16 protein-coding genes and 1 pseudogene are annotated in these 14367 nt (G+C 57.1%); all 17 read right to left on the bottom strand.

Annotation, left to right across the window (positions count from 1 at the left end; translation table 11 throughout):
* Positions 1-522, bottom strand: a 522-nt coding sequence (locus JRJ26_13190; GenBank protein MBW2058442.1) for a Gfo/Idh/MocA family oxidoreductase, incomplete at its 3' end; no start/stop codon positions are given.
* Between the two features lie 95 nt (positions 523-617).
* Positions 618-1814 carry a glycosyltransferase family 4 protein gene (locus tag JRJ26_13195; GenBank protein MBW2058443.1) on the bottom strand — a complete coding sequence of 399 codons (1197 nt, stop codon included), beginning with the start codon at positions 1812-1814 and terminating at the stop codon, positions 618-620.
* Positions 1811-2785, bottom strand: coding sequence for a hypothetical protein (locus tag JRJ26_13200; GenBank protein ID MBW2058444.1), 975 nt, complete (start codon positions 2783-2785; stop codon positions 1811-1813). Before JRJ26_13200 ends, JRJ26_13195 begins: the two co-directional genes overlap by 4 nt.
* Before the next feature lie 102 nt (positions 2786-2887).
* Positions 2888-3370, bottom strand: a complete 483-nt coding sequence (locus JRJ26_13205; GenBank protein MBW2058445.1) for an acyltransferase — start codon at positions 3368-3370, stop codon at positions 2888-2890.
* 84 nt (positions 3371-3454) lie between these two features.
* Complete coding sequence (locus JRJ26_13210; protein ID MBW2058446.1) at positions 3455-4504, bottom strand: GNAT family N-acetyltransferase; 1050 nt, start codon at positions 4502-4504, stop codon at positions 3455-3457.
* A gap of 113 nt (positions 4505-4617) precedes the next feature.
* Positions 4618-5682, bottom strand: a complete 1065-nt coding sequence (locus JRJ26_13215; protein ID MBW2058447.1) for a ketoacyl-ACP synthase III — start codon at positions 5680-5682, stop codon at positions 4618-4620.
* Positions 5679-5954, bottom strand: a complete 276-nt coding sequence (locus JRJ26_13220) for an acyl carrier protein (protein ID MBW2058448.1) — start codon at positions 5952-5954, stop codon at positions 5679-5681. The genes JRJ26_13215 and JRJ26_13220 overlap by 4 nt, the downstream gene beginning before the upstream one ends.
* Positions 5951-6835, bottom strand: coding sequence for a hypothetical protein (locus tag JRJ26_13225; GenBank protein ID MBW2058449.1), 885 nt, complete (start codon positions 6833-6835; stop codon positions 5951-5953). Before JRJ26_13225 ends, JRJ26_13220 begins: the two co-directional genes overlap by 4 nt.
* Positions 6822-8354, bottom strand: coding sequence for an amino acid adenylation domain-containing protein (locus tag JRJ26_13230; GenBank protein ID MBW2058450.1), 1533 nt, complete (start codon positions 8352-8354; stop codon positions 6822-6824). Before JRJ26_13230 ends, JRJ26_13225 begins: the two co-directional genes overlap by 14 nt.
* The gene (locus tag JRJ26_13235; GenBank protein MBW2058451.1) at positions 8351-8575 is read right to left on the bottom strand and encodes an acyl carrier protein; all 225 of its coding nucleotides are present in this window, start codon (positions 8573-8575) and stop codon (positions 8351-8353) included. The genes JRJ26_13230 and JRJ26_13235 overlap by 4 nt, the downstream gene beginning before the upstream one ends.
* A 70-nt stretch (positions 8576-8645) precedes the next feature.
* Complete coding sequence (locus JRJ26_13240; protein ID MBW2058452.1) at positions 8646-9776, bottom strand: hypothetical protein; 1131 nt, start codon at positions 9774-9776, stop codon at positions 8646-8648.
* A gap of 256 nt (positions 9777-10032) precedes the next feature.
* A pseudogene (locus tag JRJ26_13245) lies at positions 10033-10239 on the bottom strand (GxxExxY protein).
* Positions 10239-10838 carry an N-acetyltransferase gene (locus JRJ26_13250; protein ID MBW2058453.1) on the bottom strand — a complete coding sequence of 200 codons (600 nt, stop codon included), beginning with the start codon at positions 10836-10838 and terminating at the stop codon, positions 10239-10241. Before JRJ26_13250 ends, JRJ26_13245 begins: the two are co-directional and overlap by 1 nt.
* A complete protein-coding gene (locus JRJ26_13255; GenBank protein MBW2058454.1) occupies positions 10828-11865 on the bottom strand; it encodes a Gfo/Idh/MocA family oxidoreductase in 1038 nt (345 codons plus the stop codon). The genes JRJ26_13250 and JRJ26_13255 overlap by 11 nt, the downstream gene beginning before the upstream one ends.
* Positions 11866-11960: 95 nt before the next feature.
* On the bottom strand, positions 11961-13154 hold the full coding sequence (locus tag JRJ26_13260; protein ID MBW2058455.1) for a sugar transferase: 1194 nt from the start codon (positions 13152-13154) through the stop codon (positions 11961-11963).
* Between the two features lie 153 nt (positions 13155-13307).
* Positions 13308-14150, bottom strand: coding sequence for a polysaccharide biosynthesis tyrosine autokinase (locus tag JRJ26_13265; protein ID MBW2058456.1), 843 nt, complete (start codon positions 14148-14150; stop codon positions 13308-13310).
* Positions 14123-14365, bottom strand: a complete 243-nt coding sequence (locus JRJ26_13270; GenBank protein ID MBW2058457.1) for a hypothetical protein — start codon at positions 14363-14365, stop codon at positions 14123-14125. Before JRJ26_13270 ends, JRJ26_13265 begins: the two co-directional genes overlap by 28 nt.
* Positions 14366-14367 lie beyond the last annotated feature (2 nt).

Below are 14367 nucleotides of genomic sequence, written 5' to 3' on the forward strand. Positions count from 1 at the left end.
AATGCTGGTGTCATGGGGGGCGAAGTTCCAAAGTTCGTCCACGTCTGAACGGATGCGGCCGAGATTCAACCTCTGGCTGTAAATGTAGCGCACCTCACCCACCCCTCCCGAATCGATGAGCTCTTTCACGTAGCGAACGGCAGCATTGAAGAGGAAGGTGTGTCCCACCATGGCGACCCGGTTCTTTCTTCGGGCCAGCTTGCCTATTTCCTCCACCTCTTTCACGGTCCTGGCCAAGGGTTTTTCCACCAGGACGTGCTTGCCCGCTTCCAGGCCCTTCATGGCCAGTTCGAAGTGCGTGGCCACGGGTGTGGCGATGACCAAGGCATCCACCCTGCCGTCCTCAAGAACCCGATCAACATCGCGGGTGGTCTCGACTGCGGGATAGAGCCTTTTCACGTATTCACGCCTTTCTTCTGAGAGCTCGGCGACTCTTGTCACCTCGCATTTCTTGTTGGCCACGAGGTTCCTGAGCAGATTCGGCCCCCAGTAGCCTACGCCGATCTGAGCGATATTCAACATGACCGATTCTCCCCCCGCGTTTGGTTCAGAACCCCGGATCTTCTCTCGGGAGAGCCGGGTCGAAAAGATACATACAACGACACCTGATATCGTCTTCACGGTTTGCGCCGCTGTCCCAAGCAATCATAAAACGAGACAAAGTCGTGCCTCCGCTTATGCCAGCCGTACTTTTCCAGAACGGACTTGGCGCTCTGGGCCTGCCGCTTTCGCCGTGACCTGTCTTTCCAGGTGCGGAGAATAACGCCTGTCAGGGAGTCAAGGTTGCCTGGTTCAAAATAGGATATCGTACCATTGGAGAAGTAATACTGAATCGTCTTAAGCCGCGGAGCAACAACCGGGACTCCGAGCGCCACATATTCGAGCAGCTTGACAGGGAGCATGAGCTCGGTGGCAGCATTCTTCTTGTTCAGTACCACTCCCAGGTCCATCCCCTTGATGCGCTCCCAGAGGATATCCATGGGGACCACCTGGTTGAAAAAGATCCTGTCACCCACCCCCAGCTTTCTCGCCAGCTCGACACAGTAAGCCACATAATCGACATCCCCGCCTCCCCAGATATGAAACTCCAGCTTGGGGATAGCTGCTGACAGGCCGTGGACGGCCTGAATTCCCAGGTCGATACCAAGCCTCTCCGTGATGGTCCCGTGGTAGACCATCCTGAACGCCCCGGGCCGGTCCCGCCGGACCTCTTTCCTTTTCCCAGGAACAAAAAGCGCTTCGTCCGGGAAATTCATGGCTATGAACGTCTTGCTCCGGGGAATGCCCCTCCTGACGAGCACGGCCCGTTGAACGTGATTCACGCATACGACCCTGTCCGCGAGTGCGCAGCAGATCCTCTCCTCCAGGCAGAGGAGTTTGAAGAGGGCTCCAGAGCAATCGCCGAACTTTGCCAAGAAGGTCTCCGGCACGGAATCGTGGATGTCGAGGATTATCTTCTTGCCGAGGATCTTGGCCGGAAGGGCACTGAAAACGAGGAAATTCGGCATGTTGTGAACGTGTACGACATGCACCCTGCCCCGGAGGGTAAGAACCGCGCACCTCAAAAAAGAAAGATACATGAATCTCAGGTAGGAGACGAGGTATTTCAGCCTGCTCCTGCCCGTGTACTTCTCCACGTCGAGCTCTTTGACCGAAACCCCGTTCATCCCGTATTGCCGCGGGGTTTTGTACTGCTTGAGAGCCAGGACGGTCACCTCGAACCTCCCGTCTCTCTGGAGTGTCTCTGCCTCCCGTCTCACCCGCATATCAGTCGGGTACCAGGAGTAAAGAATCATGCAAACCCCTTTCTTCATGAACCTGCCACGAATGCCTGGTTGGACCGTGTTTCCGATCCTTCTCGATATTTCTTCCTCGATACTTCTTCCGCCCAGAAGCCAGCCATCTCCCTCGGAAGCACGTGCCAGAACGAATCTCCGTAATTGGCCCTGACGTACTCGAGGAACTCCATGTAAAGATCCGCAGGGTACTCATCTCTTTCGAGTTGACCGGCTTCAAAGCTCATGTAGTCCGGGTGCGTGTTCACGAGGGCCATGCCCCCCCGGGAGGCGATCCAGTCCAGCTTGCGTCTCCAAATGTCGATGCCTTTTTCCTTCATGAGTACGAAGAGGGTGAAATCCTGCGGCAACGTGTAGGGGAGTTCCACGTACCCTTTCTGTCTCGAATCCCCGTGCACGAAGAAGGGGAATATCGTCCGAACACCGTCGGCCTGGGGTTCGAAGGGATCCGTGTCGAAGGTAGAGGCATCGTACTCGATTTCGAGCTCGTGGAGCCACTCCAGGTTGTGATGCATGGAGGGAGAACGGAAACCCACGGCATCCCACTCTCTCAGGTAGTCGTTGATCCGCGAAGCCCGCTCCGAGAACATCTCCCAGGAATTGTAAAGCTTGCCGTCGTGCTTCAAGCCGTGGACACCGACCTCGAATCCCTGGTTTCTGATGTAGTGGAGGAGTCCGCCCGGCACGTCGCACCTTTCCGGGACAAAGTAGAAAGAGGAGCGAAAGCCGAGCTCCTTTTCCATGAACACCAGGTCCCGGCACTTCCTCAAGCCAGCCGCCGTTTCCACGTCGTGGGTCAGGACCAGGGCGAACCGCTTCCGGCCGGGCCACCCGGCCCATCCCGGGGGTGGGTGTCCTGTACCGTGATCGATGGGCCAGACATGGGCCAGTGATTTCCGCCTGGCGAGAACTATCCGCCTTCGGAGAAAGATCTGGAGGGAGCGGGGAATGACCGGCTTCAGACAGTAGTAGAAACTATTCCGTGTCACTGGAAAACCCGTTGATTCGGCCGCTCTCCGGTGGGTTCAAGCCCTTGCGTGAAAAAGCCGAAGGCACCTTCCCCGTGGGACAAGCAGCGGCCTTTGGTACCCCTAGAGTTTTCGCAGGCCCAAAAGAAAGTCCTTGTGACTGGTGCCGTGGACAAGGGGGCGGGTTACCCTGGCTAGGGGTTTGGGCGAGGGATATCCGTACAGGACCCCGGGGGGCACGTTGGACGTCACCACGGTGCCGGCTGCTACCACGGCTCCTTCGCCTATTGTCACATCGTGCAGGATGACGCAGTGAGGTCCTATGTAGACGTTCTTTTCTATCACTACCTTGCCGACTTTCTTGCCTGGCTCGTACTTGCCCCAATAGAAATGAGAGAATATGGTGGTCCTGAGCCCGATACCGACGTTGTCTTTGATGATGATGTTTTCAGGATGGACCTCGTCTATGTAGACGTACTGGCTTATCCAGACGTTTCTTCCCACCTGGACCCCGCGTATCCTGTGAAGCCAAGGCCTGAGGGAGTAACCCCCGGGGGCTAAAAACGCGATTTTTGCGAGCAGCCGTTTTATCAAGGCTCCAGCCATCCCGGTCATCCCCGTCTATTTCGCAGTGTAGTGCACTCCGCGTCCGGTTTTCGGGCTCAGAGCTCCAGCCGGGTCTCCGGCACGTCAGGCAAAATGCTTGTAGAAGAGTTCCCCGGTGAGACGAACCCCGAAGGAAGGCATCAGCATCATCGATTTCTTGAGAATCAGAGACCTGGTGGACGCATCCTTCAAGAACCCGGATTCTTGGTCCAGGGGCAGCCTCAGATAGCTCAACGGTGACTGTTCCGTACCCCACCGGCTCTTGTATTGCATCAATCCCTTGTTGGCTACACCGGTTCTGCCGAAGTCGAACCTCTTGCAGCCCCGTTCTTGAGCCAGACGGATGGCTTCCCACATGAGCAGTTGATTCGCCCTGAGATGAGCGAGCCTGTCGTCCGAGGCGCCGAACTTGAAGTAGGCCACGTCCTTGAACCACCCCATTATGATTCCTGATACGAACTCTCCGCGGTGTCTCGCGAGCAGCAGGCTGACCATGCCCTTTGGATGGAGCCCATCCCACACGTTCTTGAAAAACCGAAAAGGCTGTATGGATACACCCTGTCTCCTTCGAGTCATGAGATGCAGGCGATAGAATGCCTTGAGGTCCTCGTGGTCTTCTCCCGCCGAAATCTCGATGTCCACCCGCCGCGCCTTCTTGATGGCCCGCTGGATGCTGCTCTTGTGAAAAGATCGAAATATCGCTCCGAGTCCCCGGTCAAGAGAGAGTTGGTGGCTGTAGTACTCGGGTTCGGCCTGGGAGTCGATCGCACGGCCCGGCGATCTGAAACAACGAAGCTCGAAAAAGCGCGCGCCAAGCTCGGCCCTGGAGCGCTCCAGGGCATCGAACAGAAGGTCCAGTTCGGCTTCGTCGTTCACCAGGGGGTCGCAGTAATCCGAAAAGGGATAGGAGACAATCCGCTTCCCCGTGAGGCGGCTCTTCACGAAGACCGAGCAGACCCCGGCCCGGAGGCCGGAGGACCTGTCTGCGATGATGTGGTACAGGGGCTGATAGCCGTAGGTTTTTCGGATGACCTGGTGCCACAGAGAATGGTGAAAGATCGAGCCGAGGGGATGGGCTTCGACGAATTCGTCCCAGGCAGCAGGATCGACTCTGTCAGTGGTTGAGACTTTCAAACCAGGAACTGTCTTGTGGCTCGTAAAATATCGACCGGGTTACCATGGGACGGACTCCGCGGCTTTGTGCAATCGCTGCGCGTTCATGTCTTTTCTCCGGTCAAAACGGATCGTCACCGCTCGATCAGCTCGCAGAACTCAAGTGGTCCTACGTCCATGATCAGCGCTCCCCAGGTGAGCCCCACGCCGAATCCCGACATGCAGATCCGGAGTTTCTGCCGGAGAAGCAAGCGGCTTATGTTGTGACAGATGGCGACCGGAATGCAGGCCGAGCTCGAGTTGCCGAACTTCTCGACTATGTTGTTCGGCATTTTCTCAACCGGGACGCCGAGTTTCTTGGCCAGCTTGGTCAGCATGAACCGGTTCGGCTGATGGAACATGAAATAGTCGATGTCGCCGGTTTCCATGGACGCGTACTCGAACACCTGCTTTATCCCCGCTGCAACGTCGGTCTGGGTGAAGGTGAAGACACCCGCACCGTTCATGTGGTAGTCTTCGTCGCTTCTCCGGTTGCCGTCGGGCAGGACCCGGATCCTGCGGGTCTCCTCGGTAGAGGGCATGCGGAAGGCACCTGCGGGTATGATGAGCCAGTCGAAGCGGGAGCCGTCGGTCCTCAGGTTCAGGAAGATCTTGCTGTCATCATCGGTGTTCTCGACAACGGTAACCGTGCCTGCGTCGCCGATGAGGGGGTATACGTTCCGATCCCGCGGAGAGCAGCGCCGGCTCAGGGTGTCCGCATTGAGAAGGACGACCTTGCCCACGTCTGAAAGTTGGAGCAGCATGAACGCCTGGAGAAGCCCGTACAGGTAGCCGGTGCAGCCGTGGTTGATATCGAAGCAGAGCACCTCGCGCCCGAGGCCCAGCTTGCCGTGCAAGATCGTGGACGTGGGCGGCATGAAATGGTCGGGGGTTTGGGTCACCAAAACGATGGCCCCGATCTCATCCGGACTGAGAAGGCCACGCTCAAAGAGGTACCGGAGCCCGAATTCGCACAAATCCGATCCGCACGCGTCGCCCGAGACGATCCTGCGCTCGTCGAGTCCGATGGTCTCCTGGAGCTTCAGAGACTTTTCCCTCGAAAAGCCGTAGTTCTCGATCTCGTCGAGAAACCTCACGCGGTTCTTCGGCACAACGGAAAGGATCCCGGAGATCCTCTTGTTGGTGAGGGTGATATTCACGGCCCTTCCTCTGTGGAAAGGGTTTTTTCCCGATTCGGGCTTTCGGCTTCCAAACAGCGGTCCAGGAAGTTCTCGAGGCTCTCGAGATTCCTGAAGTTCTCCCAGGTTACATCCTCTCCGTCGATGGAGATTGAAAAAGCCTCCTCGAGGGCCACAACAAGGGTCACGATGTCAAAAGAGTCGAGAAGTCCGTCGTGTATGAAGTCACTCGACTCTCTGAAGTCGTGCTCCGGGTGGATTTCCGCCAACAGTGCAAGCAGCCTGTCGGTCATCTGGTCTTCTCCTCCGCAATCGATAGTCTGATGATGCCCTCGGGATACAGGATTGCAGCATCACCGGCTTTTCCCTCGGGCCTCTCAACGACTTGAACTCCCCCCTTGGAGAATCGGTTTCCCCTGCTTTCAATTCTGTACTTTCTCACCACATACCATTTCCCATCGAGACGGATCCGGGGCAGGGGCAGCAGCCTGAAAACCCCGTAGTCCATGCTCCTCAAGAACCGGCCCGCCGTTTTGAAATCCCAGGACAGGTCCATTTCGCCACGGTTGGGGACGTCGTTCTTGCCGAATATCCGCCCGCGCGCCTCGCCCTGGGGCCGGCCCTTGTACTCTGGGTCCATGAACTCCTGCCAGTGCCGGGCAAAGAGCCGAATCCCCAGAGAGACGGCCCGCATCATCACTTGCAGTGCGGTGTCATCTTCCGACACTTCGAAACCGCCCTGGCACAGGATGTTGCCCCCATCCACATCCGCGCTCACCAGGTGCCAGGTCACCCCGTGGCGGGCTTCGCCTGCGAAGACGACCCAGGAGGGAATAACCCGGCCATGGCCGCGGTAATGGGGGAGCAGGGAGTTGTGAAAATTCACGATCCTGAGATTCTCTCTGCCGCAGACGTCTCGGGGGAATATATAGTTGTTGTTGATGCTGAATACGACCGTGGGCTTGTCCACGAGGCTGAGGCGATGGGTGATCTCGTCACGTGCCGGAGCGGCAAAGGGGATGCCTGCCCTTTCGGCGAATCCTGCGAGCCCGGAGAATCCGGCCTTCTCGGTCTCCAAGATGCCCCGTATGGCCACCTCGTTCTGCAGGAGGACGGAAGCGCAATCTGCAGGCATCTTGCCGAATCCCATGACGATCGCATCAGGAAAGGCCATCCAGCAATCTTCTCCTGTCGATCTTGCCGTTCGGACCGGCGGGGAGCTTTTCGAGGTGGCGGATTTTTCGGGGAATCATGTACTTGGGCAGCACCTCTCCAAGGGATCTCTTGAATTCGCCTACGGGAATCTCATCACCGGCTTCGTAGAAGAGAATAATCTCTTGCTTCTCCCGGTCGTAGGCCGCGCAGCACCTGTCAACATGCGGCACCCCCATGGCTGCCGTCTCGATTTCTCCGAGCTCGATACGCTTGCCCATGTGCTTTATCTGGCCGTCTTTTCGCCCCACGTACATGATTTCACCGCGCTCATTCCGGTAGACTATATCTCCTGTCCGGTAGATCGGGTCCCTGTAGTCGTTGTGGAGGGGATTCTGGACGAAGACCTCCCTGGTTTTTTCCTCGTCCCTCCAGTAACCCAGGGCGAGTGAGGACCCTCTGACGCACAGCTCCCCTTGCTCGCCTGTCCCGGCAGGGCGATCCTTGTCATTCAGAATGAGGATGCCCGAATTGTGGCACGGAAAGCCGATTGGCAGGCTTTCGTGGGGCTCGTATCTGCGATCCACGATGAAATAGGTGCAGTCCACCGTGATTTCCGTGGGACCGTACAGGTTCACGTAGAGTCTGTCGGGCAGGTTCTCCTGCCAGTATGCCAGATGCCTGGTGGGCATGACCTCGCCGGCAAAGACGATCTTCTTGAGATGGGGCAGCCGTTCCGGGGAAAGCAGATCGAACCTGGCGATGTTGACGAGCACCGACGGCACGAAGAAGACGAAGCTTATCCTGTGCTTCTCCAGGTATTGTATGAGCCTTGCAGGGAAAACAAACAAATCTTCCGGTATGAGACGGAGCTCGGCCCCTGTCGCCCAGCTCAGGTATATGTCGAGTGTCGAATTGTCGAAGCAAAGGGGAGCCTGGTTGCCGATGACCTCGCCGGCGTCGACCCGGAGCGCCGGGATCGCCCACTCTATGTAATCGACAACCCCCCTGTGCGGGACTACCACACCCTTGGGGATGCCGGTGGAGCCCGAGGTGTGCATCACGTAGCACGGGTCGGTGTCGATGATCATGTCGGTTGTTGCCCTGGCTTGTCTGATCATCTCTTCAATGGAGAGCCCGCGGCCGGCGGCCGGGAGATCCTCCAGGAAAACCGTCTTTTCCGGGGGAACCGACAATTCCTGCAGCTCGGGCTCGTATTGCCGCACAGTCACCACACGCCAAGGAAGCAGGTTCCCGAGGATGTTCTGAAGCCGCTTCCTCGGTGATTTCCGGTCGACAGGGACATAGAAGTTGCCCGACATCAAGATGCCGGCAAAAGATACGACGGCCGAGGTGGTCTTGGGCAGGTAGACCGCGACCGGCCGGTTCGTTTGGCCGTCCTTTCTCAAGGCCTCTGCGAGTTTGAACGCCCTTGAAAGGACTTCCGAAAAGGTGACGGTTTCCCTGTCGTCGGAAATGCAGGGCTTGCCCGGGAACTCCCTGACCGTCTCGTAGAGAAAGCTGATGGCGCTGTTTCTCATTTTTTTCCGGGCTTCCCGTTGGTCTCGATGAACTCGCATATCGAGTCTATGGTCTCGAGCTCTTCGGGCTTCAGCTTGCCCTCGTCGAGGACTATGCCGAAGCGTTCTTCGAGAAAGCTGAGCGTCACGAGGATCGCCAGGGAGTCGAGAACCCCCGCATCCACGAGCGATTCGTCGTCACGGATGCCGTCGTGAAATCCGTTGTCTGCCAGTTCCTCCATGAAAAAGTTCCTGACGGTTTCCTTGATATCCATAGTCAGCCCAGACCTGTGTATGATTGGGTCCAACGCCTCAAGTTACCAGCAGGGCGACGGGATCCATGATCCCCAGCCGCCGGAGGGTTGTCCTCTGTGCCTCGTCGAGCAAGACGGCCCGATAGGAAATCCCCAAACCATGGGCCTGGACGAGGAGATTGAGCAACTGATAGCCGATCTCCCAAAGTGCTCGCCCGAAGCCCTCGTTCCTTCCGAGAACGACGAGCCCGAGGCTTGCCGAAAACGAGCTCAACACCCGGCTGATCTCTTGCGTGTCCGCCTGCCCTGCCTCACCGAGCAGATGTGTGGGCCTGCCGCCATGCCAGTTCACGTACTTTGAAACGCCTCTTTCGGACACGAAATAGACGCTCGATATGCCCTGCTCGCCGGCCCATGTGGGAACCGTCATGCCCCAAGGCCTCGATTTGTAGAAGTGGGGGGTTCTTCCCCTGGCCGCCCACAGCAGTTGGCCGACTGACTCCTCGGTGGGTTGTTGGCCATGGCCTTTCTCGGTCTTCAGCCTTTCCAGGGCACCTGTGAGCGGTATCGTGCCGTCTCTGGCAGGATCGGGCAGATTCCCTCTTTGCCATGGTTTCTTCTCCACGGGAGGCATGTCGGACCAGAACGAAGCGCCGTAGGAGGGCTTCATGGCATCGAGCTGTATGTTTACCGTGGCATGGACGCCATCGGACAGGGTTTTTCCGTCTTTTCCGAGGTTCCGAAAAGCCATGCCCACGCCGAGAGCGGCGCAAACTAGCCCTACGGCCTGGTGCTGCATGCCGCTTTCGATCATTGCCCAGTCTCTCTCGATGCCCGAGGCATGGTTGTCGATGACAAAGGTCAGGAGGCCTTCTTTGGCCCGGATTCCCACGTCCAGCGCGGTGAAACGGGGGATCCTGGCGAGTTCGACTACGCTGTGCACCTGGTCCTCGGACAATCTCTTCATCCTGTCGAACATGCCCCAGTGAAAATTCCTGGGATCTTCATCGTAGTCGCTCGTGCACCGTGAGTTCAGAGCCTTTTCGATGGAAACGGTCCGGCCTTCGTCAGGGAGCTCGACGATCTCTCTCTCGCTGTCTGGTGGTATCTCGGGCGCAAGGCCGAAGCGGCTTCTCAAACGGCGGAAGATGCCCTCCATAAAGGAAAATCCACAAGCCGGAAAGACCATTAACATTCCCCCTACGTTACCCGCAAGTTGCAAGAAGTTTCTTCTGGTCATGGGAACGACAGAATGCCAGTTCAAAGAAGTCTCTGGGTCCCTTCAATTCCGTCGGCCGCGTTTCGGGTTTTGAGGTGTGGCGCCGTCTCGGTTGCCTGAAGGGATCCTCCGGGGGCCTCGTTCTCTTTCACCGCAGAGGCGCAGAGAACGCTGAGTCGAGCTATCTTTTTGCTTTCCGCTGAGGGGGCGGAAAGCAAAAGGCGTCTCAAATGGGCTTTTCCTCCAGATTGTTCACGATTCGGACGATGCCGTCGCGCATCACTGGGACATCGAAATTCAGCAGCAATCCCAACTTGAGGCCCGACAACTTGAGATAGGTCGACAGTCGGGCTTTATGAATCGGTTCGATTTTCTAGCATGCTTTCGGCTCTAGGATTAGGATGACTGTATTCTCGTGACAGCACTGCTCAATTACTTGGGATCCATCCGGTTCCTCTCACTTGAACAGTTCGGAGATGCCGGGCTTCCCCTTTCCGCCCTCTCAGCAGAAAGGGAAACCTGCGCTTTCTCTGCGTCCTCTGCGCCTCTGCGGTGAACATCCGGTATTTCTCTGAGCACTCGGGCCGGGTTGCCGGCGACGATGGTCTTTGCAGGCACGTCACGGGTGACGACGCTTCCCGCCCCGACTATGGCTTCTTCGCCGATGGTGATGCTGGACAGGATCGTCGATCCCGAGCCGATAGAGGCTCCCCTTTTGACCAGGGTGGGTTCCACGGACCAGTCTTCCTCGGTCTGGAGCTCTCCCTCGGGGGTTGTTGCCCTTGGGTATTTGTCGTTCGTGAAGGTGACCCCGTGGGCCACCATGACGTTGTCCTCGATCGTCACGCCTTCGCAGACGAAGGTGTGGCTCTGGATCTTGCAGTTTCTGCCGATCCTGGAGTTCTTCTGGATTTCTACAAAGGGGCCGATCTTGGTGTTGTCGCCGATCTCACACCCGTAGAGGTTGACGAAATCTGCGATCTTCACGTTCAGGCCCAGCCTGACATCCGGGGCGATCCGTTTATGCTGCATTCTTGATCAGGTTGGCGTACTTGATGGGGACTGCTTTGCCCTGCCTCTTGAGTGATTCGCTGGCGGCCTCGAGCACGGACACAACCCTGAGGCCGCTGTAGCCGTCGCTGCGAGGAGTCTGGTTCTTTTCGATGCACTCGATGAAGTGGGCGCATTCGTGCCGGAGGGGTTCGTACTCCTCGATGCGAGGGCTGTAGATGTCTCCGTACCTGTAGGAGAAGGGAAACTCACCGAAGGTGTCATAGTAGGGCGGTGCCTCCACTCCCTTGTCGTATATCTTGATCTTTTCCTGGGGTTCGGTGTCGTCGTAGACCAGCATCTTCTTGTTCCCAACGATCGTCGTCCTCCGTACCTTCTTTGGATCGAGCCAACTGCTGTGGATGAATGCAATGGTCCCGTTGGGAAAGTTGAGGGTAATGGTGGCGACGTCTTCGATCTCTTTCTTGTAGTGACCCTTGCCCTGGCCGTTGACCGACACGGGGTGTTTCCCCAGGATGTAGGTGATGATGGAGATGTCGTGCGGAGCCAGATCCCAGATCACGTTGATATCGGGCTGGAAGAGCCCGAGGTTCAGCCTGACACTCGATATGTAGAGGATCTCGCCGAGGTCTCCCCTTGCGACGATCTCCCTGATCTTGTTGACGGCGGCCGTGTACTCGAAGGTGTGGCCCACCATGAGGATCCTGTCTTTCTTCTCGGCGAGGCGGATCAAGTCGAGGCAGGCCTCCGAGTTGTGGCACAGGGGCTTCTCGACAAACACGTGTTTGTCGTGGAGGAGCGCCTCCTTTGCCAGTTCGTAATGGGTGAAGACCGGCGTGGCGATGCCGATCGCATCGATCTCCGGATTGTTTATCAACCGCTTGAAGTCATCTGTGGTTACGATGCCCGGGTAGAGGGCCTCCATTCGGTCGAGTTTCTTCCGGTCCAGATCGCAGCACATGAGCATACGGCTTTGGGCCAATTGGGTGTAGTTCCGGATAAGGTTCGGCCCCCAGTAGCCACACCCTATGATGCCTATGGTAATCATGAGAAACCTCCGGGTTTTTGGTCTATCTGGTCTGTTTCGTCTGTTTAGTTTGTTTCGTCGGGAAAGGCAAAGGCGCGGGTTTCGTCTATCCGGCCCTAGTAGGCGCCTTTGGCCGAGAGGACTGCGCCGAAGGTTTTGAGGATGATCTTGATGTCGAGCCAGAGGGACCAGTTGCTCGCGTACCGGAGGTCGAGCCTTACCATGTCGTCGAAACTCGTCCGGCTCCTGCCGCTCACCTGCCACAGCCCCGTGAGTCCCGGCTTGACCTCGAATATCCGGGCCGAATGCCACAGGCTGTACTTCTCTACCTCGTAAGGAATCGGAGGACGAGGGCCGACGAGGCTCATCTCTCCTTTAAGGATGTTGAAGAGCTGGGGCAACTCGTCCAGGCTCGTCTTCCTAAGAAAACGACCCAGCGGTGTAACCCGGGGATCGTCGCTGATCTTGTACACAGGCTCTTCGTCTGTCCCCTGGTTGAGCTTTTGGTGATGCCCGCTGATCAGACCCGTTACGAATCTCTTGTGGATCTCGGGGTCCGTGTCGACATACATTGACCTGAACTTGAGAAAGACGAACCTTCGGCCCAGAAAACCGATCCTCTCCTGGCGGAAGAGCACCGGGCCCCGGGAGGTCAACTTGATCAGGAGGGCAAGAATAAGCATCAGGGGAGACGTGAGAATGATGCCGAGGAGCGACCCCACCACGTCGAGGATCCGCTTTGCAAGCCTCCCCTGGGAGGATGGGGTATCCGGGCTCACTATGTCCGTGTATACCGGGCTGCCATTGAGACTACCTCCGCTTCCCGCTTTGTCCTTTCCCTCCCGCGGGTCGCTCCCTCCGTCCGGACAGTCTCCGTCAAAAGTATAGACCTGGACGAATCGACCGAGGTCCACGCCCTTGGCAACCGGCCAGTTCCGCCCTGCCTGGTTGCATATCTTCGCCTTGACTTCAAGCGCCCCCGATCTTTGGGTGTTGGGCATGAGGAGACCGACCATTCTTGCGTCGAGCCATCCCCTGATATCGATCTCCCTGGCACTCCTGAGGAGCTGCTTGATCAGCCGGCTCTCAACGGCCCGGGCAGACCCTCTGGCTTTGCCGTTCAACGCCGAGACCGCTCCTGCCAGGTCTAAGACAAGCAGGGAAAAGGGGCTCCCGGTCCGCCTGCTCCGCTCCCTTTCCTCCCTGAGTCGGAGGAGAAAGTAGTTCCGGGTATAGAGCCCCGTCTCGGGATCCAGGGGTAGAGGACCGTTGAGGCGATAGTTCAGCGAATCTCGAGAGAAGAGTTTCATGTTATTGGTCTATCTGGTCTGTTTGGTCGGTTTCGTCTGTTTCGTCAGGAAAAAACAAAACCATCCGTTTCGTCGAGAAAGGCAAAAGCGTCTGTCTCGTCTGTTTGGTCGAAAAACCGAAGATCGTCTGTTTGGGCGAAGGCGGGGGGAGGGTTAGTCTTTTTCCTTGCCGTAGTATTGCTTGTAGTAACCCCCGTAGTAGTCGGAGGTTTCGAATTCGGCGCAGTTGAGCACCACTCCGAGTATCTTTTCGCGATTGATCGTCCTGAGCTCCCTCTTGACCAGGTCCCTTCTAGTCTTGTCGGCCATGATCACGACAATGATCCCGTCGACCATCTGGCTTAGAGCACTTACTTCCGAGGTCGAAATAATAGGGGTGGAGTCGATTATGATGTAAGAATCCCTGTATCTCCCTTTCAACTCCTGGATCAAACCGTTCATCCGTCTTGAACCGACCAATTCACCCGCATTAGACGGTCTGATTCCCGCCGGGATCAGGGTGAGGCCCTCGATCTCCGTAGGAACCATCACCTCTTCGAGAGAGACCCTTTCTTCCAAAAGGTCGAAAAGCCCTGGTGCCTTGGCCAGGCCGAGCAGAGATGTCAACTTCAGCCGCCTCAGATCCGCATCGATCAGGATGACAGACCCATCCAGGCCCTGGGCCATTATGCTGGAAAGGTTCAGTGTCACAGTGGTTTTTCCTTCACCGGGCATGCAACTCGTAACCACGAGCGAACGAAGAGAATTGGCAAGGTTATGGGTGGTTATCATGCTTCGCATTTTCCGGAACTGCTCGGCCATGAGAGAATCCGGCTTTGCGGTAAAGCTCCCCACCACGACACAACTCGTGAGTCTTTCCCGCTCCGTAAGGGTTCTTACCGGCGCCCTTTCCGGAGGGAACGCGGGAGAAACCTTCTGGGCAGAGGATGTAGCCTTTTCTTTGCGTTGGATCTGCTCCCTCTGTGCTTTCAGGAGAGCGTCATAGGTCTTGGACATGGTTTCATGGTCTCGTCTGTCTGGTCTGTTTCGTCTATCTGGTCTGTTTCGTCGGTCTCGTCTGTCTGGTCTGTCTCGTCTGTCTGGTCTGTCTCGTCTATCTGGTCGATTTCGTCTATTTCGTCTGTCTGGTCGAAAAAACTAAAACCGTCTATTTCGTCAGAAAAAGCAAAACCGTCTATCTCGTCGGGAGCGTCTGCCGCCAGGCGGGCCAAAC

This window comes from Deltaproteobacteria bacterium (assembly GCA_019308905.1).
In the GTDB taxonomy this organism is placed as follows: Bacteria; Desulfobacterota; BSN033; order WVXP01; family WVXP01; genus JAFDHF01.

What these genes read in the sequence shown, in the direction of transcription:
- JRJ26_13205 (MBW2058445.1), bottom strand. Translation starts at nt 3,370, where the DNA reads ATGGCTGGAGCCTTGATAAAACGGCTGCTCGCAAAAATCGCGTTTTTA.
- JRJ26_13255 (MBW2058454.1), bottom strand. Translation starts at nt 11,865, where the DNA reads ATGATTACCATAGGCATCATAGGGTGTGGCTACTGGGGGCCGAACCTT.
- JRJ26_13240 (MBW2058452.1), bottom strand. Translation starts at nt 9,776, where the DNA reads ATGGTCTTTCCGGCTTGTGGATTTTCCTTTATGGAGGGCATCTTCCGC.
- JRJ26_13225 (MBW2058449.1), bottom strand. Translation starts at nt 6,835, where the DNA reads ATGGCCTTTCCTGATGCGATCGTCATGGGATTCGGCAAGATGCCTGCA.
- JRJ26_13220 (MBW2058448.1), bottom strand. Translation starts at nt 5,954, where the DNA reads ATGACCGACAGGCTGCTTGCACTGTTGGCGGAAATCCACCCGGAGCAC.
- JRJ26_13195 (MBW2058443.1), bottom strand. Translation starts at nt 1,814, where the DNA reads ATGAAGAAAGGGGTTTGCATGATTCTTTACTCCTGGTACCCGACTGAT.
- JRJ26_13260 (MBW2058455.1), bottom strand. Translation starts at nt 13,154, where the DNA reads ATGAAACTCTTCTCTCGAGATTCGCTGAACTATCGCCTCAACGGTCCT.
- JRJ26_13235 (MBW2058451.1), bottom strand. Translation starts at nt 8,575, where the DNA reads ATGGAGGAACTGGCAGACAACGGATTTCACGACGGCATCCGTGACGAC.
- JRJ26_13250 (MBW2058453.1), bottom strand. Translation starts at nt 10,838, where the DNA reads ATGCAGCATAAACGGATCGCCCCGGATGTCAGGCTGGGCCTGAACGTG.
- JRJ26_13230 (MBW2058450.1), bottom strand. Translation starts at nt 8,354, where the DNA reads ATGAGAAACAGCGCCATCAGCTTTCTCTACGAGACGGTCAGGGAGTTC.
- JRJ26_13265 (MBW2058456.1), bottom strand. Translation starts at nt 14,150, where the DNA reads ATGTCCAAGACCTATGACGCTCTCCTGAAAGCACAGAGGGAGCAGATC.